Here is a 20,884-nt window from a genome sequence, read left to right as displayed (position 1 = left end):
TTCAGCGACCCGGCGACCCCATCGAGCTCTCGAGAACACGGCCGAACGTCCGCGAGACGGGCGGCGTCCACAGGAGCACGATGATGCCGGTAGCGACCACTGCAGTGAGCGCGGCACCCCAGTCCCAGCGGTCTCCCCCCACGAGTACCACGGTGCTGAGTGCGACGGCGAGGCCGAGGAAGATCGTGAGCATCAGGCGGGAGAGTCCGCTTCCTCGGCGGACGCCGGCGGCGACGGCCAGGATGAGCAAGCCGAACAGCGCAATCGCGGCTCCGGTGAGCGAGAAGGCGGAGGTGCTCGCATCCGGGTCGTAGCGCCCCAGGAACACGAGGATGCCGAGGGCCGTCGCCAGTAACCCGGAGCCGTAGGCGAGGACGGCGACCACCGTCGTGATCACGGTCGCGACGCCGGAAGGAACGGGATCGGACGGCGTGGGTGCATGCGTCGCCGCACCGTGGGTGGGGTTCGACGCCGGGGACAGCACGAGACGACGATGCAGCAACCGGACCACCTCGATCGCCAACACCATCGCGATCGTGATCCCGGTGAGCGCGACCGCGAGCTCCGCGCCGGGATCGACGAGCACGAAGAACTGGCGGGCGAGCGGGATCGTGAAGACCGCGACGAGCAGGACGAACATCGCACCCACGACAGCCACCTTGAAGCGGTTGAGCGGACGGGAGAGAACGGCCAGCACCCAGATGCCGACGACGGCCAGGATCACAGTGGCTCCGGTGCGCAACTGCTCCTCGTGCGCCCCGAGCCCGCGGGCGACGAACGTGTACCAGGTCAGTCCCAGCGCGACGACGACGCCTGAGGGTATCGCGAAGCTCAGCGAACGGCGGAGGAAGCCCGGCTGGTAGCGGGCAGCGTTCGGCATGAGCGCGAGGAAGAACGCGGGAATGCCGATCGTGAGGCCATCGGTGATGGAGAGCTGGCGCGGCAGGAATGGGAACTCGAGGACGAACACTCCGAAGATGATCGCGAGCAGCGTCGCGTAGACGGTCTTGTTCAGGAAAAGCATCGACACGCGCTCGATGTTCGCGATGACCTGACGTCCTTCGGCGACGACATCCGGCAGGTGCGAGAACTGCCCGTCGAGCAGCACCAGTCTCGCCACGGCCTTCGTGGCAGCTGACCCCGAGTTCATCGCGATTCCGATGTCGGCGGCTTTGATCGCGAGAGCGTCGTTGACGCCGTCGCCGGTCATCGCAACGGTGTGTCCATGGCTCTGCAGCGCGACGACCATCCGCTTCTTCTGTTCCGGTGTGACGCGGCCGAAGACCGTATGCCGGTCGAGCACATCGGCGAGCTCCGCGTCGTCGTCGGGCAGCTCCCTGGCGTCGAACCCGTCGGCCACGTCGAGACCGACTTCGCGGGCGATGGCGGCGACGGTGCGGGGATTGTCGCCCGAGATGATGCGGATGCCGACCTGTTGGCGTCCGAAGTACTCGAGGGTCTGTGCGGCATCGGGGCGAACCTGTTCCCGGAAGGTGAGCACCATGGCGGGCCGGAGTCCGCCGGGGAGCTGCTCGGAGTCGATGTCGGCCGACGAGAGCCCAGAGTCCGCGTGCCCGAGCACCAGCGTGCGCCGCCCTGTCTCCGCGAGGCCGGTCACCGTGCGCCCGAGCTCCGTGCGCGGTGACGTGGCCTCGTCGCCGAACACCATCTCCGGCGCACCCATCACCCATGTGCCGGAGACGCCGTCGAACGACACGGCGCTCCACTTCCGCGCGGACGAGAACGGAATGTATCCCGAGACCGAGAGCGGTGACGCGACCGGATAGGCCGCTCGCATCGACCGCGCTGTCGCGTTGGCGTCGGGAGCCGCCGCATACCAGGCCAAGGCAGCCGCCGCGTCGTCGGTCAGCTCCGTCGCGGCATCGTCGAGAGAATGCACCGCGTCGAAGCCGATCTCCCCCACGGTGAGCGTGCCCGTCTTGTCGAGGCAGACGACATCGACGCGCGCGAGACCCTCCACCGCCGGCAGCTCGTTCACGAGCACCTGCCTGCGAGCCAGTCTCGACGCGCCGACAGCGAAGGCGATGCTCGTCATGAGCACGAGGCCGAGCGGGATCATCGCCGTCAGGGAGGCGATCGTGTTGACGACGGCCTGCACCCAGGCATCGGTCGAGAACACCCTTGAATACCCACCGAGGACGAGGATCTGGGCGTTCAGTACCAGCAGGCCGACAGGGCCGATGATCCAACTCACCCATTTCAAGACCCGGTTGACCGACGTGCGAAGCTCGCTGGAGACCAGGGAGAATCTCTTGGCCTCTCCGGCGAAGTGATTCGCATACGAGTCAGCGCCCACCCGCGTGGCGATGGCCGTCCCCTCCCCGGCGACGACCACGGCGCCGGACAGCGCATCATCGCCGGGCTGCTTCTCCACGGGGTCCGATTCGCCGGTGAGCATCGACTCGTCGATCTGCAGGCCGCGCGAGGTGAGGACCCGCGCGTCAGCCGGGACCTGCTCGCCCGCTCTGAGTACGAGCACGTCGTCGAGCACCACCTCTCCCGGTGCGATCTCCCGCTCGTCGCCGTCGCGCAGCACCAGTGCGCGCGGAGCGTTCATCAGGGCGAGCCGATCCAGAGCCGACTTCGCGCGGAACTCCTGGATGCATCCGATGATCGCGTTCGCGAAGGCCGCGAGACCGAAGAGAGCGTCCTGCCACCTTCCGACCAGGAACAGCACGAAGAAGCAGGCGAACACGATGCCGTTGAAGAGGGTGAAGACGTTCGCGCGCACGATGCTCCACGCGCTGCGACTGGTGTCCGCGACGAACGCGTTCGTCTTGCCCGCAGCCACCCGCTCCGCGACCTCGGTTTCGGAAAGGCCGGCCGGGCGCGCAGAAGCAGTGGTGTCCACAGACCTCAATATAGACGCGAAGAGGCCCGCCTCCCCTTGTTTCCAAGGGGAGGCGGGCCTCATTCCTGTGACAGCGACCTTGTGGAGCTGGGGGGAATCGAACCCCCGTCCAACGCTGAGTCTCCACGCCTTCTCCGGGCGCAGTCTGTGAAGACGTTCTGCTCGGCTCCGACCTTTGTCACAGACACCTAAGTCGACGAGCCCAGCCTGGGAAGAGTCCCACGTGACGTCCAGACGCCATCACGCAGCAAGATTCCTAGATGACGCCAGGATCCGTATCGGAATCGCATACGGCCTGACGGACTATCGGGCTCGCTTATGCAGCGAGGGCGAAGTCGTTGCGCTTGGTTTCGGCAACTATTTTTTTGCAGAGAGCGTTTACGAGATAACTCTGCATCCTCGGCCCGCTTCTCGTGGATTCACAGGCGCTGTCGAAACCGATCAGCCCCGTGGTCCTTCTCTCGAAGGAGCCGCTGTCACACTGTGGAATTACCATCTCGGGCGGCGACCGCCCGAGCATCTCAGACTACAACGTTCTCCGCCGCTGCACCATTCCCCTGTCGCACTGAGGGCTGGCGTAGAGTCGCCCCATGAGCAGCGAAGTCACCGTCACCGTCCGCGGCGAGCACGAGGCGCGAGTGGCGCCCGAGCGCGCCACCGTCAACGTGAGCGTTCGCACCGACGGCTCCGAACGAACCGACGTCGTCGAGAGCGCACTACGGCTCGCAGACCCGGTGCGCCGCAGCATCAGCGATCGATCGGATGCCGGCACCGTGGTCGACTGGTCGAGCAAGCGCATCTCCGTTCGGGCCGAACGCCCCTGGAGCAGCGAGGGCACAAGACTCGATCCCGTGTACTACGCGAGCATCGACTTCACGGCGACGTTCGCCGAGGCCTCGGAGCTCTCCCTCTGGGTCTCCGACGTGTCAGCCTGGGACGGCGTCGAGATCGGCTGGGTGGACTGGCACCTGACCCCGGAGACGCGCACGCAGGTGGAACGTGACGTCGCCGCATCGGCAGTCGGCGTGGCTGTCACCCGCGCCGAGGCCTACGCCGGGGCGCTCGGTCTGGATGAGGTCACCCCGCTGGAGATCGCTGACGTCGGTCTCATCTCCAGGGGGCAGCCCGCGCCCGGCGCCCCGATGCTCAAGGCCCGAGGAGCCGCGGCATTCGCCGCCGACTCTGCACCCGCCATGGAGTATGAGCCGGAGGAGATCGTGATCTCCGCCACCGTCGAGGCCAGATTCCTCGCCCGCTGACCGATCAGATCTGTGCGACGAAGGGCGCGAGCTCCGCAGCCAAGCGCTCCGAGACGCGCGCATGCACAGCCGTGCCGTCCTCGCGGTGCTCCACGGAGAGCAGCATGCCCGACTCGTGGATCGATGCGACGAGGTCGCCACGATCGTACGGAATCACCGCTTCCACCTCGACCGCGGGCTTCGGCAACGCCGCTTCGACCGCTGCCCGCAACGCTGCGATCCCCTCGCCCGACCTCGACGACACGAAGTGAGCGTGAGGTTGCAGGCCACGGAGGACGAGACGCTCATCCTCCGTGATCAGGTCGGCCTTGTTGAAGACGACGATCTCCGGCAGGTCTCTGACGCCCACGTCGCCGAGGACGTCACGCACCGTCTGCAGCTGCCCCGCAGGATCGGGGTGCGACCCGTCGACCACGTGGAGCACGACGTCGGCCTCACCCACCTCTTCCAGAGTCGAGCGGAACGCTTCGACGAGCTGATGGGGGAGATTGCGGACGAACCCGACCGTATCGGTCAGCGTGTAGACGCGGCCGTCTTCCGTCTCCGTCCGGCGGACGGTGGCGTCCAGCGTCGCGAACAGCGCGTTCTCGACCAGGACACCCGCGCTCGTGAGGGCGTTGAGCAGACTGGACTTGCCGGCGTTCGTGTATCCGGCGATGGCGACGGACGGAATGGTATTGCGCTTGCGCTCGGCGCGCTTGGCATCCCTGGCGGGACCGAAGTCGCGGATCTGTCGTCTGAGCAGCGCCATCTTGGTGCGGATGCGTCGACGATCCAGCTCGATCTTCGTCTCACCAGGACCGCGCGAGCCCATACCTGCACCACCCGCGCCCACCTGGCCACCGGCCTGACGGCTCATCGAGTCGCCCCACCCACGCAGGCGTGGGAGCAGGTACTCGAGCTGAGCGAGCTCGACCTGAGCCTTGCCCTCACGGCTCTTCGCGTGCTGACTGAAGATGTCGAGGATCACCGTCGTGCGGTCGATCACCTTGACCTTCACGACGTCTTCGAGCGCACGCCGCTGGCTGGGCGCGAGTTCGGTATCGGCGATGACCGTGTCGGCTCCGACCGCGGCGACGATGTCCTTGAGCTCCTGCGCCTTGCCCCGACCGAGATAGGTTGCGGCATCAGGGTGCGGGCGACGCTGCAGCACACCGTCGAGCACCACGGCGCCGGCCGTCTCGGCGAGGGCGGCGAGCTCTCGGAGCGAGTTCTCCGCGTCTTCCTGGGCTCCCTGGGGGTAGACGCCCACGAGGACGACGTTCTCCAGCCGCAGCTGCCGGTACTCGACCTCGGTGACGTCCTCGAGCTCCGTCGACAGACCTCCGACGCGTCGAAGCGCATGACGGTCCTCCAGATCCCACTGCGCGCCGTCTGCGCTCCCGTGTGATGCGGTCGATTCGTCCTGCAGCGCCTGAGCGGCGCCGAACACTCGGACGTCCGAGCGCTTCTCCGCGTTCGCGAGCACACGATCGACCGTCTGATCGTCGGTGGAGGGGGTTGTGGTCTCCGTCATCCGTTCCTTGTCTCTGGGTTTTGTTGCGAGCCTTAACCTTAGCCCGCGGTGTCCGGTACGCTCACCGTATGGGGTCAGATCACTACTTCACTGCGGCCCCGGCAAGCCCCGAGAATCTGCGCAAGATCCGTGTGACTCTCGCGGGTCGAGAGCTGGAAGTCACCACCGCCGGTGGCGTCTTCAGCCCAGACCGTCTCGACGCCGGCACTGCAGTGCTCCTCGCCAACATGCCCCCGGTTCCGCCGGGCGGCGATCTTCTCGACCTCGGCAGCGGCTGGGGGCCGGTGACGCTGTCGATGGCTCTGGCTGCTCCCCACGCGACGGTCTGGGCCGTCGACGTCAATGAGCGTGCCCTCGATCTCGTGCGTCGCAACGCGGCAGCTCTTGGGCTCACCAATGTCAACGCTTCACTGCCCGACGATGTTCCCGAACACGTGTCATTCCGCACGATCCGCTCCAATCCGCCGATCCGCGTCGGCAAGAACGAGCTCCACGGGCTTCTCGAACGGTGGATCCCGCGCCTCGATGAGCGCAGCGACGCCTGGCTGGTCGTGCAGCGCAACCTCGGAGCCGATTCTCTCCAGCGCTGGATCGGATCGACGTTCCACCCCGGCTACAGCGTGTTCCGAACCGCCACGGGCAAGGGATACCGCATCCTCAAGGTGCGAAAGCACGGAAACCCGCCGACGGAACCGATTCTCCTCAGCTGAGCAGACCGAGGCCGAGTCGATCCGCGCGATGGCCGGACGGAGCCGTCAGACGAGGTCGACCTCGCCCTGGAAGACGAGTTGCGCCGGCCCCGACAGGGCGACGTGCTCGCCGTCTTCTGCGGGGAACATGCGAACGCCGAGCGTACCTCCAGGCACCTCGACCTGCCAGTTGCTCGGAGCGTTCGCTCCCGCCCAGTGCCTGACCGCGAGTGCCGTCGCGGCGACACCCGTGCCACAGCTGAGGGTCTCCCCCACACCACGCTCGAACACCCGCATGCTCACGTGACCGATTCCATCGCGCACGAGCGGCTCACCCGGAACCACGAACTCGATGTTCGCGCCCTCGGGGAGCGGAGGTTCGAGATCGGGCGCCCTGTGCAACTCGAGTGACGCGAGCTCGGCCTCCGAGGCGAGGGCGACCACGACGTGCGGGTTGCCGACGTCGATACCGAGTCCCGGTCGCGTCACGGACAGGCCGTCGACACGAACCAGCGGGTCATCGCCGGAGAGCTTCCAACGCCCGAGATCGACCTGGTATCCGGTAGCGCTTCGCGTGACGTCGCGCACGCCCGCCCTCGTCCCGATCGGCAGTGTGGAGCCGGGTTCGATCGTCGCCAGACCTGAGCGCACGAGGTAGTGGGCGAACACGCGGACACCGTTCCCGCACATCTCGGCGATCGATCCGTCCGCATTGCGGTAGTCCATGAACCACTCCGCCTGTGGCTCCTCCCCCAGAGTCGCCACGCCCTCGGGGATGGCCGAGGACCTCACGACACGGAGAATCCCGTCGGCACCGATGCCGAAATGACGATCGCACAGCACCGCGACCTGCTCGACGGTGAGGTCGAGCTCGGCGTCGGGGTCGGCGATGATGATGAAATCGTTGCCCGTGCCGTGACCCTTGGTGAATGCGACCATGGTTCCAGTCTAGGGATCGTGAGGAGCAGCTCCCGTCACGAACGCCCGTCGCGAGCAACCCGATAGCGCCCGCAGAGGAAGTTGCGATTGCGTGCCACCTCCAGCAGTTCGAGGTCGAGCCTGCGCGGAAGCAGCGGGGCGCCAGAACCGAGCGTCACGGGGGCGTACTGCACCCAGACCTCGTCGAGCAGTCCGGCATCGGCGAACTGGCCTGCCAGGTCTCCCCCACCGACGACCCAGAGGTCTTTTCCTCCGGCGGCCTCCTCCATCTGAGAATGCACCGTCCGGACGTCGGCCTGGGTCAGCCGCACGTCTGCGCCCGTGGGCAGATCGAGCTCGCGGTGAGTGAACACCCACGTGGGTTGCGAGTATCCCCAACGCCCCTCTTCGTGGCGCATCACCCATTCATACGTCGAGGCCCCCATCGCCAGGGCGCCGATGTTCCGCTCGAACCCCGTGTAGGCCATCGGTCCGTCCTGGTCGATGTCCTGCGTGAGCAACCAGTCCAGCGAATGCTCGTCGGTGGCGATGAATCCGTCGAGGCTGGATGCGGTGTAGAAGTGAGTCGTCATCCATCGAGACTGTCAGGGACTACCGACATCGCAGGCCACCGACATCGCAGATCAGGACGAGAGGAGCGCAGCAACCTCCGCGGGGGCGTCCCACCACTCGAGGTCGGGATACCGCTTGAACCACGACACCTGTCGACGGGCGTATCGCCGCGTGAGGGCCTGGGTCTGCGCGATGGCCTCGTCCTGCGTGAGACGACCGTCGAGCTGGTCCAACGCCTGCGCGTAGCCGATGGCGCGCGGCGCTGTTCCTCCGCGCTCGAGCCCGCGGGAGCGCAGCCCGGCGACCTCGTCCGGCAGACCTTCGGCCCACATGCGCTCGACCCTGGCGTCGAGGCGCTCCACCAGTGCGGGGCGATCGACGCGGAGTCCGATCAGTCTTGTGTGCGGGTGCCACAGCACTGGCGTGTCGGGCAGCGCCGCACCATGGGTCGCGCTCCCCTGTTCCAGCACCTCGAGAGCGCGGATGACGCGGCGGGGGTTGCGCGGATCGACACGGTCGGCCGCTTCGGGATCCAGCCCGCGCAGCCGCTCGATCATGATCGCGGCTCCGAGCAACTCGAACTCCTGCTCGAGGCGCTCGCGCAGCGCCGTGTCCCGCGGCGGGAAACGGAAGTCGTAGACGACGCTCGACACGTACAGGCCCGAGCCACCGACGAGGATCGCATCACCCCCGCGGCGGTGGATGTCCTCCACGGCGGCGCGCGCTCGGGGCTGATACCACGCGACAGCCGCGTCCTCATCGACATCGAGCTCGTCGAAGAGATGATGCGGGATCCCCCGCCTCTCCGCCGACGACACCTTCGCTGTGCCGATGTCCATGCCGCGGTAGAGCTGCATGGCATCGGCGTTCACGATCTCAGCCGGGTTCCCTCGGGCTCGCAGCGCCTCGGCCAGCTCTATCGCGAGGTCGCTCTTCCCGGTACCGGTCGCCCCGACGATCGCCCAGAGGCGAGGTTCGGTCACACCCCGACGCGCAGTGTCGGAAGCCCGAGTGACACAGCCTTCTTCTCGCCGCTGCCGCTCGGAGCGGGTACGGCGCACGACTCCGACTGCGAACGGTCCCAGGCGTCTCCGCCTCGAGTGCGACGGATCTTGAGAGGCGCTCCCGTCGGGTCGTCTGCGAGCAGGTGGAACGGAGCTCCATGGGTCACCGTCACGGTGACGACGTCTCCTGGACGAGGAAGGTCCGACCCCGGTGTCACCTCGAAGTGCACGAGTCTGTTGTCCTCCGCGCGACCGGTGAGCCGGTGGGTCTCGGTGTCCTTCTTGCCCTCACCCGTGGAGACGAGAACCTCGATCTGCCGACCCACCTGCTTCTGGTTCTCTTCCAGCGAGATGCGCTCCTGAAGGGCGATCAGGCGGTTGTAGCGCGCCTGGACTATGTCCTTCGGAACCTGGTCCTCCATGGTCGCCGCAGGCGTGCCTTCGCGGATCGAGTACTGGAAGGTGAAGGCGCTGGAGAAACGAGCCTGCTCGACGACACGCATGGTGTCTTCGAAGTCCTCCTCGGTCTCCCCCGGGAACCCGACGATGATGTCGGTCGTGATGGCGGCGTTCGGGATGCGCGCGCGGACGCGGTCGAGGATCCCGAGGAAGCGCTCACTGCGGTAGGAACGTCGCATCGCTTTGAGGATGCGATCGCTCCCCGACTGCAACGGCATGTGAAGCTGCGGCATGACGTTCGGAGTCTCCGCCATGGCATCGATCACGTCATCCGTGAAGGCTGCGGGGTGCGGGCTGGTGAATCGGACGCGCTCGAGGCCTTCGATCTCACCGGCCGCGCGCAGGAGCTTGCCGAACGCCTGTCGATCGCCGAATTCGACGCCGTAGGAATTCACGTTCTGCCCGAGAAGCGTGACCTCGATCGCACCGTCTTCGACCAGAAGCCGGATCTCGTTCAGGATGTCGCCGGGACGACGGTCCTTCTCCTTGCCGCGCAGGCTGGGCACGATGCAGAACGTGCAGGTGTTGTTGCACCCGACCGAGATCGACACCCAGCCGCTGTGCGCCGAGTCTCGCTTCGTAGGCAAGGTTGAGGGGAACACTTCGAGCGACTCGAGGATCTCGAGTTCGGCATCCCCGTTGTGGCGGGCGCGCTCGAGCAGCCCCGGAAGGGAACCCATGTTGTGGGTGCCGAAGACGACATCGACCCACGGCGCCTTGTCGAGCACAGCCTGCTTGTCCATCTGTGCGAGGCAGCCGCCGACGGCGATCTGCATCCCGTCTTTGCGGCGCTTGACCGACGCGAGATGGCCGAGTGTGCCGTAGAGCTTGCCTGCGGCGTTGTCGCGGACCGCGCAGGTGTTGATGATCACCACATCGGCTTCCGCACCGTCGACTGCCCTGACGTAACCTGCGCTCTCCAACGAGCCCGAGAGGCGCTCCGAGTCGTGCACGTTCATCTGGCACCCGAAGGTGCGTACTTCATACGATCGCTGTCGTCCGTCGACGTCGACGGCTGCCGACGACGCGCCGATGATCGTCGGTTCGCTGCGCGGGATAGTCATGATCACCCCATTGTACGAGCCGTTTCCGTGCGGAAGCGGCGCTCACTGCTCAGTCGGAATCGACGAACCGCACCCCTGAGGTCGCTCCGCCGAACGAAGCCTCGCGCAGCGCGACCTTCGCCGCCTTCATGGCGACCGCTCCGTTGTAGCCACGACGAGAAAGCTGTCCCACCAGACGACGGAGCGCCGCGTCGGGGTCGAGTCGAGTCATCGACCGCGCCTTGGTGCGGGCGAACTCCAGCGCGCGTTCGTCGTCGTCGTCCGGAAGCTCTTCGAGCGCGCTATCGATGACCTCACGCGGAATCCCCCGCTGAGCGAGCGCGCGAGACAGAGCGACTCTCCCCTGCCCCTTTCGATCCACTCCCGACCTCACGAGGACGCCGGCCAGGGCCGCATCATCGAGGTAACCACGACGGCAGAAGTCCTCGATCACATCGCTGATCGCACTGCCATCGAGGCCCGCACCACGCAGCACCTGCCGGGCTTCAGAGATCGACAACGACCGGGCTCGCAGCTTTCGCAGGAGCGACTCCTCGGCCGCGACCCGGATCTCATCGTGTGACGCCTCTTGCTGGGTCGCGCCGTCTCCTTCCGTCGCGTCGAGCGCGCGGAGCCTGGGAGCCGACCGCGAGGGATGAGAGCTCCTGGCGCCGGAGGGATCCCTGCGCCCGCGCGCCGGATGGCGCTCACTCGGGGTTCCCGTGTGAGCTGCATCGTCGGCTGTGTCGATGGAAGCAGGGTCGCCTGGAGGAGAGTCCCAGGTCGTACGCCAGACCGCATCCCCGTCGCCTCGCGATGATGGCAGTGTCGCTGATTCGCCGTACTTCGTGACCGGCGTGGAAGGCGTCGCTCCTGGTTTCTTCGCTGTTCCGCCGAAGAGGGGGATGATGGGGGCGATCCGGTCAGGATCGCCCCCACGCGAGTCGTTCATCAGGCCGGACGACGCTCTGCGAGCTCATCGGCAGCGGCCGGGGCAGCGGACGGCCCGCCGATACCGAGCTTCTGCTTGATCTGCGTCTCGATAGCCAGAGCGATGTCGGGGTTGTTGAGCAGGAACGTGCGTGCGTTCTCCTTGCCCTGACCCAGCTGATCACCGTCATAGGTGTACCAGGAACCCGACTTCTTCACGATGGCGTGTTCGACGCCGAAGTCGATCAGGCTGCCTTCGCGGGAGATGCCGACGCCGTAGAGGATGTCGAACTCCGCCTGCTTGAACGGCGGCGCCATCTTGTTCTTCACGACCTTGACCCTGGTGCGGTTTCCGACGGCATCGGTTCCGTCCTTCAGCGTCTCGATACGACGGATGTCCATGCGGACCGAGGCGTAGAACTTCAGCGCCTTACCGCCGGCGGTGGTCTCGGGGGAACCGAAGAAGACGCCGATCTTCTCACGCAGCTGGTTGATGAAGATCATGGTGGTGTTGGTCTGGTTCAGACCACCGGTGAGCTTACGAAGGGCCTGCGACATGAGTCGCGCCTGCAGACCCACGTGCGAGTCGCCCATCTCGCCCTCGATCTCGGCACGAGGCACGAGCGCCGCGACGGAGTCGATGACGATGAGGTCGATGGCTCCGGAGCGCACCAGCATGTCGGCGATCTCGAGCGCCTGCTCACCGGTGTCGGGCTGCGACACCAGGAGAGCATCGATGTCGACGCCCAGCTTCGCGGCATAGTCGGGGTCGAGCGCGTGCTCGGCATCGATGAACGCCGCGATTCCCCCGGCCCGCTGAGCGTTGGCGATCGCGTGCAGCGTGAGAGTCGTCTTACCCGAGGACTCCGGTCCGTAGATCTCTACGATTCGGCCACGCGGCAGTCCTCCCACGCCGAGGGCGACGTCGAGGGCGATGGAGCCGGTCGGGATGACGGCCACAGGGGCACGCTCATCGCTGCCCAGCCGCATGACCGAGCCCTTTCCGAACTGGCGGTCGATCTGAGCGAGGGCGGTCTCGAGGGACTTCTCGCGGTCGGCGGGTGATGGCATAATGTGCTCCTTCTGCGCGCGTGATGCCGCCTGTAGGCTGTCGCGGCTCTTCCGGTTGGGAGAAACTCTCCGACAAGGCGTAATGGCTCTTCGGCTTGTTTCCACCGTAGGAGGGACCACCGACATCGGTGCGACGATCTCACATACAGTGCAGAACAAACGCTCTGGACCACTTGTGCAGAAGACTACGCCCGCTTCGAACGGATCTTCGACGACACGCCGCAAATGGGTGTCGTGTTCCGTAGAGGGCGGACGAGGAACGTCGGTCAGCGCCGCCGCGGCTCCTGCCGTCCGACTCCGTGGCGCCTGTCCTCGGGAACGTCCATCTCCGCGCACAGCGCCAGCCAGATGTCTCGCGGCGGCGTGCCGTCGGCGAGAGCTTCGAGAGCGGTACGCCCACCTACGGCACTCAGGCCGAGGTCGTTGACCAGAGAGGAAGCCCTCAGCCCGAACTCGGTCTCGACGGCGCGAAGGAACTCGCTACGACGCATCACCACCCCATTCGGGGGTCAGTGCAGCGAGAGCTGAGGCTCGACCGACGCCACGAGGTCGTCGGGAACGACGTCAGGGAAGACCTGAATGCCCTCGAGCACCGAAATGCGGTCACCGACTTCGCGCATGATCGTCGAGATGGGGACGTCGAGAGCGTCTGCGACCGAGGCGAGGATCTCGCTCGAAGCCTCTTTCTGACCGCGCTCCACCTCGCTGAGGTAGCCGAGTGCGACCGATGCCTTGCTGGCGACCTGCCGGAGCGTACGCCCCTTCTGCAGGCGGAAGTCCCTCAGCACATCGCCGATTTCCTGTCGTACAAGAATCATCGGAACCTCCTCCCCATGTGTTCGCTCGAGGTCTCCCCCGATGAGACAGCCAGTCTAGTACCCCTGGCGTGCACAGAATCTACTCCTGCACTCTGTGGTTTACGTGTGAGCACATCAGAGACAACCAGCCGCAGGGCTCTGCTATTCCGAGAGCAGGGCGAGCATCTCCTGGAGTGCCGCGTCCACCGTCTGCGCCCGGATCGATTCCCGGTCGCCGACGAAGAGAAAGGCCCTGGTCCGCGATGCCGCGGGGGTGACGACGCCGATGTGCACCGTGCCGACGGGCTGCCCGTCCGGAGACACCGGTCCGGCGATCCCGGTCGTGGACACCCCCACATCGGCAGCCTCGCCGTCGACGCCGACGACGCGTCTGACGCCGTCTGCCATCTCCAGTGCGACCTGCGGATGCACCGGCCCGTATCTCGACAGCAGGCCCTCATCCACGCCCAGCACGGACGACTTGACCGGCGTGGCATATGCCACGACGCCTCCGAGCAGCACGGCTGACGCTCCGGGAACCGCGACGAGATCGGCGCACAGGGCGCCCCCGGTCAGGGATTCGGCCACGCCGAGCTTCCATCCTCGTCGGCCCAGCGCAGCGAGGACCTCGGCTGCCGCCTGACTCATGACTTCCGGCGCGACCCGCGTACCTGCGCCACGACGTAGTCGATGCCGCTCGCCACCGTGAGGACCAGGACGATGAGCATGATGATGAACGTGATCAATGTCCAGGCGTCGAGACCGATGACGTAGTGCAGCGGGAGGAGTGCCCACCCGAGCGCCACCCCTTGGAACGCGGTCTTGATCTTGCCCATCCAGGCCGCGGCCACGACGTGTTCGCTGGCCACCATGAGCCGATGGATCGTGATGCCCCATTCGCGCACGAGGATGATCGCGACGATCCACCAGTTGACCTCGCCCAGAATCGCGAGCCCGATGAAGCCGGCACCGGTGAGCATCTTGTCGGCGATCGGATCCCAGAGCTTGCCGAAATCACTGACGATGTCGTACTTGCGGGCGAGGTACCCGTCGACCCAGTCCGTCGAGATCCCGACGATGAAGATGACTCCGGCCGCCCAGCGGAGACCCGGGTCCGAGAACCCATAGGTGCCACCCAGCAGGAGCAGGACGAAGAAGACGACGGCCAGCGGGATGCGCGCGACCGTGATGGCGTTGGGGAGCTGCCGTGGGATAGCCATCAGTCGCGTCCCGTCAAGCCCCAGGCATCTTCGTCGCCCTCAGCTTCCACCTCGGGAAGACCCTCGTACTGAGCCGCGATCGGGTCATGCGTCTGCGGGAGCGGCGGGACGGGCGGAACCGCAGGCGCAGCCGATGCCGATGTCGGTGCCGGAACGTCGTCTCCGCGCAACTTGGCCATCACCTGCGGGAGCTGCTCGGCGGTCGCCAGCACGTCTCGCGCCTTCGACCCCTCGGAGGGGCCGACGATCTCGCGCGACTCGAGCAGATCCATGAGACGACCTGCCTTCGCGAACCCGACGCGGAGCTTGCGCTGGAGCATCGACGTCGATCCGAACTGCGAGGAGACGATGAGCTCGGCGGCTGCGAGCAGCAGCTCCAGGTCATCCCCGATGTCCTCGTCGACTTCCTTCTTCTTCGTCGGCTCCATCGCCTCCTGCACATCCGGACGGTAGTCCGGACGTGCCTGACGGGTGACGTGCTTGACGACCGCGTCGATCTCCTTCTCATCGACCCACGCGCCCTGGAGGCGGAACGGCTTCGATGAGCCCATCGGCGAGAACAGGGCGTCACCTTGACCGATGAGCTTGTCGGCACCGGGGCTGTCGAGGATGACCCGGCTGTCCGTGACGCTCGTCACGGCGAAGGCGAGTCGTGACGGGACGTTGGCCTTGATCAGGCCCGTCACGACGTCGACGCTCGGGCGCTGAGTCGCTAGCACGAGATGGATGCCGGAGGCACGTGCGAGCTGCGTGATGCGGACGATCGAGTCCTCGACGTCGCGAGGGGCGACCATCATGAGGTCGGCGAGCTCATCGACGACCACCAGAAGGTACGGGTACGGCTTCAGGACACGCTCGCTGCCCACCGGGAGCTCGACCTCGCCCGCGCGGACAGCCCGGTTGAAGTCGTCGATGTGCCGGAAACCGAACGACGCGAGATCGTCGTACCGCATGTCCATCTCCTTCACGACCCACTGCAGCGCCTCCGCCGCCTTCTTCGGGTTCGTGATGATGGGCGTGATCAGATGCGGGACACCGGCGTAGCTGGTCAGCTCGACACGCTTCGGGTCGATCAGCACCATGCGCACGTCGGACGGGCGGGCACGCATCAGCAGACTCGTGATCATGGAGTTCACGAAGCTCGACTTACCCGAACCGGTGGAGCCGGCCACGAGGAGGTGCGGCATCTTCGCGAGGTTCGCGATGACGATGTTGCCGCCGACGTCTTTGCCAACGCCGATGGTCATCGGGTGCGTGCTCTTCTGCGCAGCGGGCGAGCGCAGCACATCGCCGAGAGCCACCATCTCCTTGTCGGCGTTCGGGATCTCGATGCCGATCGCGCTCTTGCCCGGGATCGGCGAGAGGATGCGCACGTCGTTCGAGGCCACGGCGTAGGCGAAGTTGTTACTCAGCTGCAGGATCTTCTCGACCTTGACGCCGTGGCCCACCTCGACCTCGTACTGCGTGACCGTCGGTCCACGGGAGAAGCCGGTCACCTTGGCATCGACCTTGAACTGCGACAGCACGCTGGTGATCTGCTCGATCACCTTGTCGGTCGCCTCTGAGCGCATGACGGGCGGCGGGCCTTCGACCAGGAGTCCGGGAGACGGGAGGATGTATGGCGTGACGGGGGCCTGCGGGCCGCGGTCGCCCGGACCATCGGTGCCGAACCCGTCGAGACCGGGTAGTTCCGGCACCTCTCCTGTCTCGGAGGAGTCATCAAGCAGGGCCGTGGTCTGCTGCTCGGCGAGCGAGTCGGCGACCGACCTGACCTCGGACAGCACCTCGGTGGCCGCGTCGTAAGGATTCTCGACGACCACTGCCTGGTCGTACGCAGGCGTGGGATCGGAGGTGGTCAGGAGCGCGGTGATGTCGTCGGAATCGAGTGTGCCCTCATCCGGGTCCTCTTCGCGGCCGGTCTTGTTCCGGCGCCACCACGGCAGTACGTCGGGGTCATCGGTCTTGTCCGCATCGTCGATCGCTGCGGCGTCCTTCGCCGGCTTCTCCGGTCGCTCCGCGTCGAACATCCAGGCGTAGAGGTCCCCGAGGCGCGAACCGATGCGATTCGGCGGTGTCTTGGTGAGGATCAGGATGCTGAGTGCCACGAGCAGCGACAGCACGATGTACGCCGGGATGTCGGTGAGGTACGTCAGCGGCTGCCCCACCAGCCAGCCCAGCAGACCGCCCGACTCGCTGAGCGCAGGCATCCCCTGGTTCGGATGCGGGCGAGGCCCTGCGACATGGAAGATCCCCGCGAGGGCGAGGACGAACATGCCGAAGCCGATGCCGATACGACCGTTGTCGTGGACGGAGGACGGGTGCCGGAACAGCCATCCGGCGAGCAGGAGGAGCAGCACGGGCATGATGAAGGCCACGCGTCCGACGAAGAGACCCACCGAGTAGGCACTGATGTTCGCTGCGACCTCGTTGCCGATGAAGAACCACTCGTTGACCGCACCGAGCACGGCGAGGAGCACGAGGAAGAACGGGAAGCCGTCGCGACGGTCGTCCTTCTCGAGGGTCTCAGGGCCGAACGCGCGGAAGAGTCCTCCGACCCCGTGCGCCAGCCCGACCCAGGCACGGACGGCGACGGGAGGCTTGTCGGCCTCGTCGATGTACTTCTTGGGAGCGGGTTGGGCCTTGCGAGCGGGCGTGGCCTTGGGAGCCGTCTGCCGCTTGGGGCGCGACGGTGCGCTCGTCGACGCGCGCTCTGTCTTCGTGGTACTCCTGGCCATGCTCTCACGTTACGTCCAACAGGCGACATCGCCGCGTAATGACGCGGCTTTCCACGGATCGCAGAGAGCGTACGCTACCCCGTACCGCGAGCCATCGTGTCGCGCGTCGACCCCTGACCCACCACGGCGAACCCTTCCGCACGATACAGATTGCGCGCGAAGTTGTCCCGCTCCACGCTCAAGCTGATCCTGGCATGGCCTTGGGACCCGGCGAGCTGCACGATGCCGCGCAGCAGGGACCGACCAACACCCCGAGCGCGCCAGAGCGGGTGCACGCCGATGATCAGCTCGGGGACCGCGATGCCGATGAAACCGAATCCCGGCTTGTTCTGCGGAAGCACCCGATACCAGGCGGCACCGACCGCGACGTCATCGTCACCCAGCGCGACGAGGCCGTCGTCTGACATGCGTTTCCACCCCGCGAGGTAGCGCCGATGCTCCGTCGAGGTCAGCACCTCGTGCCGTGGCCGCACTCCCCCGGCTCGCCAGTTCGCCGCCTCGACGAGCATGTCGCCGAGGAACATCGCATCCGTCTGCGACGCCCTGCGAAGCGAGAAGCCCCTGTGCATGACGCGAGCATAGGCCGACGGTGTTACGTCGGCATGACGACTACCCGTGAGTGCGAGAGGACCGCGCCGGCGTCACGCCTCGATGACGAGCGGCACGATCATGGGGCGACGACGAAGCCGCTGATTCACCCAGCGACCGATCGTGCGTCGCACGACCTGCGACAGCGCATGGGTGTCACGGACACCATTGCCGGACGCCTCCTTGAGCGCGGCGACGATCTTGGGCGTGACGTCATCGAACACGGAGTCGTCCTCGGCGACGCCGCGCGCATGGATCTCCGGGCCCGAGATGATGCGCCCGGTCGTGGCGTCCACCACGACGATGACCGAGATGAAGCCCTCCTCGCCGAGGATCCGGCGGTCCTTGAGGTCGGCGTCCGTGATCTCGCCGACGGTTGAGCCGTCGACGTACACGAACCCGAGATCGAGCTGACCTGCGACCTTCGCGACCCCGCCCTTGAGGTCGATCACGGTGCCGTTCGAGGCGATGATCGTGTTGTCCTCCGGCACGCCGGTGTCCTGCGCCAGCTTGGCGTTCGCGATGAGATGGCGGTACTCGCCATGGACCGGGAGGACGTTCTTCGGCTTCAGGATGTTGTAGCAGTAGATGAGCTCACCCGCGGCGGCGTGCCCGGAGACGTGCACCTTCGCGTTCGCCTTGTGCACGACGTTGGCGCCCAGCTTGGTCAAGCCGTCGATCACGCGGTACACCGCGTTCTCGTTGCCCGGGATGAGGCTGGAGGCGAGGATGACGGTGTCGCCCTCGCTGATCTCGATCGCGTGATCCATGTTCGCCATCCGGCTGAGCACGGCCATCGGCTCTCCCTGCGAGCCCGTCGACATGTAGACGATCTGCTCGTCGGGCAGATCACGTGCCTTCTTGAAGTCGATCAGGACGCCGTCCGGCACCTTCAGGTAGCCGAGCTGCTCGGCGATCGTCATGTTCCGGACCATGCTGCGGCCGAGGAACGCGACGCGGCGCCCGTTGGCGTGTGCGGCATCGATGACCTGCTGCACACGGTGGACGTGGCTGGAGAAGCTGGCGACGATGACGCGACGCGGCGCCTTCGCGATCACCTGATCGAGCACGGGGCCGATGGAGCGTTCCGTCGGGGTGAAGCCCGGCACGTCGGCGTTGGTCGAATCGACGAGGAACAGATCCACGCCCTCTTCCCCGAGGCGGGCGAACGCGCGCAGGTCGGTGATCCGGCCGTCGAGGGGAAGCTGGTCCATCTTGAAGTCGCCGGTCGCGAGGACCATGCCGGCGGGGGTGCGGATGGCCACGGCCAGCGCGTCGGGGATGGAGTGGTTGACCGCGACGAACTCCAGGTCGAACGGACCGACCCGCTCCTCCTGCCCCTCCTTCACGGTGAGGGTGAAGGCCTTGATGCGGTGCTCCTTGAGCTTCGCCTCGACCAGCGCGAGGGTGAGCCCGGAGCCGATCAGAGGGATGTCGCTCTTCAGGCGCAGGAGGTAGGGCACGGCGCCGATGTGATCTTCGTGGCCGTGCGTGAGCACGACACCGACGATGTCGTCGAGGCGATCACGGATGGGCTCGAAGTCCGGGAGGATCAGGTCGACTCCCGGCTGGTGCTCCTCCGGAAAGAGCACACCGCAGTCGACGATCAGGATCTTCCCGTCGTACTCGAACATGGTCATGTTGCGACCGATCTCTCCGAGCCCGCCGATCGGGATGACCCGCAGCGTCCCTTCATCGAGAGCGGTCGGTTCTACCAGGGGAATGGACATGCTGTCTCCTCAGTCGGACACTCCGCGCGTCCGTTCGTTCATGGCGACGCGACTCAGCGCGTCGTGCCGTGCACCTTCGGCAGGGCACCGCCCGCGGCCGCATTGCGGTCGGGACGGAAGTTCGAGAAGTCGGCACCGGGAACGTCCTGGACGAGGTCGAGCTCATCCTCGATGAGCGCCGCCTCCCATTCCTCGGGACCGACCAGGGGAAGTCGGACGCGCGGACTCGAGATGCGACCGAGTCCGTGCAGGATGTACTTGGCCGCGACGGTCCCAGGCACATGCGTCATCACGGCGCGGACGAGCGGCTCGAGCCGCTTGTGCTCCGCCGTGGCCGTGGCGAGGTCTCCCGCGTTCACCGCGTCGATGATCGTGCGGTACGGCGCCGCGGCGACGTTGGCCGTCACGCCGATCAAACCGGTCGCCCCGATCGCGAGGTGCGGCAGCACGTTCGCGTCGTCGCCCGAGAAGTACATGAGGTCGGTCTGGTTCAGCACCCGACTCACCTCGGAGAAGTCGCCCTTGGCGTCCTTCACAGCGAGGATGTTCGGGTGCTTCGCCAGACGCAGGATCGTCTCGTACTTGATCGGCACACCGGTCCGGCCCGGGATGTCGTAGAGGATCACCGGGAGGTCGGTGGCGTCGGCCACCAGACGGAAGTGTGTGAGGATGCCCGCCTGCGTGGGCTTGTTGTAGTAAGGCGTGACGATCATGATGCCGTCGGCGCCTGCCTTCTCGCTGGCCTTGTAGAGCTCGATCGCGTGCGCGGTCTCGTTCGACCCGCCACCCGTGATGATCTTCGCCCGACCTGCGGAGACGGACTTGCCGACCTCGACGAGCTTGAGCTTCTCGGGGTCCGTCAGAGTCGAGGTCTCGCCGGTCGTTCCCGTCACGACGATGCCGTCCGCTCCCGCGGTGATCACGTCATCGATGTGCTTCTCGACGGCGGGCCAGTCGACTTCGCCGTCGGCCGTCATCGGAGTGACGAGCGCGACGAGAACCTGTCCGAAGGGGTTGCCCGAGTGCGTCATAGACCCAGCGTATCGGTTCGACCACCGGTCATGCGGACGCGAAGACGCGGATGACGTCCCCGCGGGCGACGTCGTTCTTCCCTGCCAGGAGCACCCCGACCATGTCACCGGCCCTCGCCTCGTTCGCGCGCTTACGGAACATCTCGATTCCGGTGATCTCGGTCGTCGACAGCGCGGCACCGTCACGGATGACCGAGACGGCGTCTCCGACACGGACGACACCGCGGCTCACTTTGCCCGTGGCCACGAGACCGCGGCCGGTGATCCTGAACACGTCCTCGACGGCGACCTCTCCGGCTCCGGCCTCACTGCCGACAGTCATGGGCGCGGCCGTATCGGCGGAGATCCCCGCGGTGAGGTCCGCGAGGCGAGCGGCCTCCGCAGCGTTGTACGCCCGAAGCATCTCATCGGCACCCTGAGGATCGCGCTTTCTCCTGAACAAACCCATG

The 20,884-nt window shown here is 66.5% G+C and carries 19 protein-coding genes and 1 other RNA gene; 2 read left to right on the top strand and 18 right to left on the bottom strand.

Annotation, left to right across the window (positions count from 1 at the left end; translation table 11 throughout):
* Nucleotide 1 precedes the first annotated feature (1 nt).
* Complete coding sequence (locus HDC31_RS07765) at nucleotides 2-2,872, bottom strand: HAD-IC family P-type ATPase (RefSeq protein ID WP_258546321.1); 2,871 nt, start codon at nucleotides 2,870-2,872, stop codon at nucleotides 2-4.
* Nucleotides 2,873-2,951: 79 nt separating this feature from the next.
* Nucleotides 2,952-3,321: a transfer-messenger RNA gene (gene ssrA, locus HDC31_RS07760) on the bottom strand.
* A gap of 141 nt (nucleotides 3,322-3,462) precedes the next feature.
* On the opposite strand from ssrA, the gene HDC31_RS07755 reads away from it, so the two are divergent.
* A complete protein-coding gene (locus HDC31_RS07755; RefSeq protein ID WP_058630544.1) occupies nucleotides 3,463-4,131 on the top strand; it encodes an SIMPL domain-containing protein in 669 nt (222 codons plus the stop codon).
* A gap of 4 nt (nucleotides 4,132-4,135) precedes the next feature.
* Here HDC31_RS07755 and hflX read toward each other — a convergent pair whose 3' ends face one another.
* Nucleotides 4,136-5,647, bottom strand: coding sequence for a GTPase HflX (gene hflX / locus HDC31_RS07750; protein ID WP_058630543.1), 1,512 nt, complete (start codon nucleotides 5,645-5,647; stop codon nucleotides 4,136-4,138).
* A 68-nt stretch (nucleotides 5,648-5,715) separates the two neighbouring features.
* On the opposite strand from hflX, the gene HDC31_RS07745 reads away from it, so the two are divergent.
* The gene (locus tag HDC31_RS07745; RefSeq protein ID WP_058630542.1) at nucleotides 5,716-6,357 is read left to right on the top strand and encodes a class I SAM-dependent methyltransferase; all 642 of its coding nucleotides are present in this window, start codon (nucleotides 5,716-5,718) and stop codon (nucleotides 6,355-6,357) included.
* A 45-nt stretch (nucleotides 6,358-6,402) separates the two neighbouring features.
* Here the strand turns inward: HDC31_RS07745 and dapF are convergent, their stop codons facing one another.
* The 15 genes from dapF to HDC31_RS07670 form a co-directional block, all read right to left on the bottom strand.
* A complete protein-coding gene (dapF, locus tag HDC31_RS07740) occupies nucleotides 6,403-7,275 on the bottom strand; it encodes a diaminopimelate epimerase (RefSeq protein WP_058630541.1) in 873 nt (290 codons plus the stop codon).
* Between the two features lie 35 nt (nucleotides 7,276-7,310).
* On the bottom strand, nucleotides 7,311-7,847 hold the full coding sequence (locus HDC31_RS07735) for a dihydrofolate reductase family protein (RefSeq protein ID WP_058630540.1): 537 nt from the start codon (nucleotides 7,845-7,847) through the stop codon (nucleotides 7,311-7,313).
* A gap of 51 nt (nucleotides 7,848-7,898) precedes the next feature.
* Nucleotides 7,899-8,810, bottom strand: coding sequence for a tRNA (adenosine(37)-N6)-dimethylallyltransferase MiaA (gene miaA / locus HDC31_RS07730; protein ID WP_058630539.1), 912 nt, complete (start codon nucleotides 8,808-8,810; stop codon nucleotides 7,899-7,901).
* On the bottom strand, nucleotides 8,807-10,354 hold the full coding sequence (gene miaB, locus HDC31_RS07725) for a tRNA (N6-isopentenyl adenosine(37)-C2)-methylthiotransferase MiaB (RefSeq protein ID WP_058630665.1): 1,548 nt from the start codon (nucleotides 10,352-10,354) through the stop codon (nucleotides 8,807-8,809). Before miaB ends, miaA begins: the two co-directional genes overlap by 4 nt.
* A 49-nt stretch (nucleotides 10,355-10,403) precedes the next feature.
* Nucleotides 10,404-10,853 (bottom strand): regulatory protein RecX, encoded by a 450-nt coding sequence (locus tag HDC31_RS20210; protein WP_227750933.1) that lies wholly within the window; start codon nucleotides 10,851-10,853, stop codon nucleotides 10,404-10,406.
* A gap of 431 nt (nucleotides 10,854-11,284) precedes the next feature.
* Entirely contained in the window at nucleotides 11,285-12,334 is a 1,050-nt protein-coding gene (recA, locus tag HDC31_RS07715; RefSeq protein ID WP_061017554.1) for a recombinase RecA, read from the bottom strand.
* 266 nt (nucleotides 12,335-12,600) lie between these two features.
* On the bottom strand, nucleotides 12,601-12,825 hold the full coding sequence (locus tag HDC31_RS07710) for a DUF3046 domain-containing protein (protein ID WP_113680796.1): 225 nt from the start codon (nucleotides 12,823-12,825) through the stop codon (nucleotides 12,601-12,603).
* 18 nt (nucleotides 12,826-12,843) lie between these two features.
* Complete coding sequence (locus HDC31_RS07705; RefSeq protein ID WP_026049981.1) at nucleotides 12,844-13,152, bottom strand: helix-turn-helix domain-containing protein; 309 nt, start codon at nucleotides 13,150-13,152, stop codon at nucleotides 12,844-12,846.
* Between the two features lie 141 nt (nucleotides 13,153-13,293).
* Nucleotides 13,294-13,779, bottom strand: a complete 486-nt coding sequence (locus tag HDC31_RS07700) for a CinA family protein (RefSeq protein ID WP_046748326.1) — start codon at nucleotides 13,777-13,779, stop codon at nucleotides 13,294-13,296.
* Nucleotides 13,776-14,351, bottom strand: a complete 576-nt coding sequence (gene pgsA, locus HDC31_RS07695; protein ID WP_113680785.1) for a CDP-diacylglycerol--glycerol-3-phosphate 3-phosphatidyltransferase — start codon at nucleotides 14,349-14,351, stop codon at nucleotides 13,776-13,778. The genes HDC31_RS07700 and pgsA overlap by 4 nt, the downstream gene beginning before the upstream one ends.
* On the bottom strand, nucleotides 14,351-17,086 hold the full coding sequence (locus HDC31_RS07690) for a DNA translocase FtsK (protein WP_113680786.1): 2,736 nt from the start codon (nucleotides 17,084-17,086) through the stop codon (nucleotides 14,351-14,353). Before HDC31_RS07690 ends, pgsA begins: the two co-directional genes overlap by 1 nt.
* A gap of 74 nt (nucleotides 17,087-17,160) precedes the next feature.
* Complete coding sequence (locus HDC31_RS07685; RefSeq protein ID WP_113680787.1) at nucleotides 17,161-17,655, bottom strand: GNAT family N-acetyltransferase; 495 nt, start codon at nucleotides 17,653-17,655, stop codon at nucleotides 17,161-17,163.
* Nucleotides 17,656-17,727: 72 nt separating this feature from the next.
* A complete protein-coding gene (locus HDC31_RS07680) occupies nucleotides 17,728-19,404 on the bottom strand; it encodes a ribonuclease J (protein WP_058630532.1) in 1,677 nt (558 codons plus the stop codon).
* Between the two features lie 53 nt (nucleotides 19,405-19,457).
* Nucleotides 19,458-20,435, bottom strand: a complete 978-nt coding sequence (dapA, locus tag HDC31_RS07675) for a 4-hydroxy-tetrahydrodipicolinate synthase (protein ID WP_046748321.1) — start codon at nucleotides 20,433-20,435, stop codon at nucleotides 19,458-19,460.
* 28 nt (nucleotides 20,436-20,463) lie between these two features.
* Complete coding sequence (locus tag HDC31_RS07670; protein ID WP_082738535.1) at nucleotides 20,464-20,883, bottom strand: EF-Tu/IF-2/RF-3 family GTPase; 420 nt, start codon at nucleotides 20,881-20,883, stop codon at nucleotides 20,464-20,466.
* Nucleotide 20,884 lies beyond the last annotated feature (1 nt).

The organism is Microbacterium sp. JAI119 (genome assembly GCF_013410135.1).
In the GTDB taxonomy this organism is placed as follows: domain Bacteria; phylum Actinomycetota; class Actinomycetes; order Actinomycetales; family Microbacteriaceae; genus Microbacterium; species Microbacterium oxydans.
This window is presented reverse-complemented; position numbering and strand designations above follow the sequence as displayed.

Coding starts and splice junctions, on each gene's coding strand:
- recA (WP_061017554.1), bottom strand. CDS start 12,334: ATGCCATCACCCGCCGACCGCGAGAAGTCCCTCGAGACCGCCCTCGCT.
- HDC31_RS07705 (WP_026049981.1), bottom strand. CDS start 13,152: ATGATTCTTGTACGACAGGAAATCGGCGATGTGCTGAGGGACTTCCGC.
- miaB (WP_058630665.1), bottom strand. CDS start 10,354: ATGACTATCCCGCGCAGCGAACCGACGATCATCGGCGCGTCGTCGGCA.
- HDC31_RS07710 (WP_113680796.1), bottom strand. CDS start 12,825: ATGCGTCGTAGCGAGTTCCTTCGCGCCGTCGAGACCGAGTTCGGGCTG.
- HDC31_RS07755 (WP_058630544.1), top strand. CDS start 3,463: ATGAGCAGCGAAGTCACCGTCACCGTCCGCGGCGAGCACGAGGCGCGA.
- pgsA (WP_113680785.1), bottom strand. CDS start 14,351: ATGGCTATCCCACGGCAGCTCCCCAACGCCATCACGGTCGCGCGCATC.
- HDC31_RS07690 (WP_113680786.1), bottom strand. CDS start 17,086: ATGGCCAGGAGTACCACGAAGACAGAGCGCGCGTCGACGAGCGCACCG.
- HDC31_RS07735 (WP_058630540.1), bottom strand. CDS start 7,847: ATGACGACTCACTTCTACACCGCATCCAGCCTCGACGGATTCATCGCC.
- HDC31_RS07745 (WP_058630542.1), top strand. CDS start 5,716: ATGGGGTCAGATCACTACTTCACTGCGGCCCCGGCAAGCCCCGAGAAT.
- HDC31_RS07700 (WP_046748326.1), bottom strand. CDS start 13,779: ATGAGTCAGGCGGCAGCCGAGGTCCTCGCTGCGCTGGGCCGACGAGGA.
- dapF (WP_058630541.1), bottom strand. CDS start 7,275: ATGGTCGCATTCACCAAGGGTCACGGCACGGGCAACGATTTCATCATC.
- HDC31_RS07680 (WP_058630532.1), bottom strand. CDS start 19,404: ATGTCCATTCCCCTGGTAGAACCGACCGCTCTCGATGAAGGGACGCTG.
- dapA (WP_046748321.1), bottom strand. CDS start 20,435: ATGACGCACTCGGGCAACCCCTTCGGACAGGTTCTCGTCGCGCTCGTC.
- HDC31_RS07670 (WP_082738535.1), bottom strand. CDS start 20,883: ATGGGTTTGTTCAGGAGAAAGCGCGATCCTCAGGGTGCCGATGAGATG.
- HDC31_RS07685 (WP_113680787.1), bottom strand. CDS start 17,655: ATGCACAGGGGCTTCTCGCTTCGCAGGGCGTCGCAGACGGATGCGATG.
- hflX (WP_058630543.1), bottom strand. CDS start 5,647: ATGACGGAGACCACAACCCCCTCCACCGACGATCAGACGGTCGATCGT.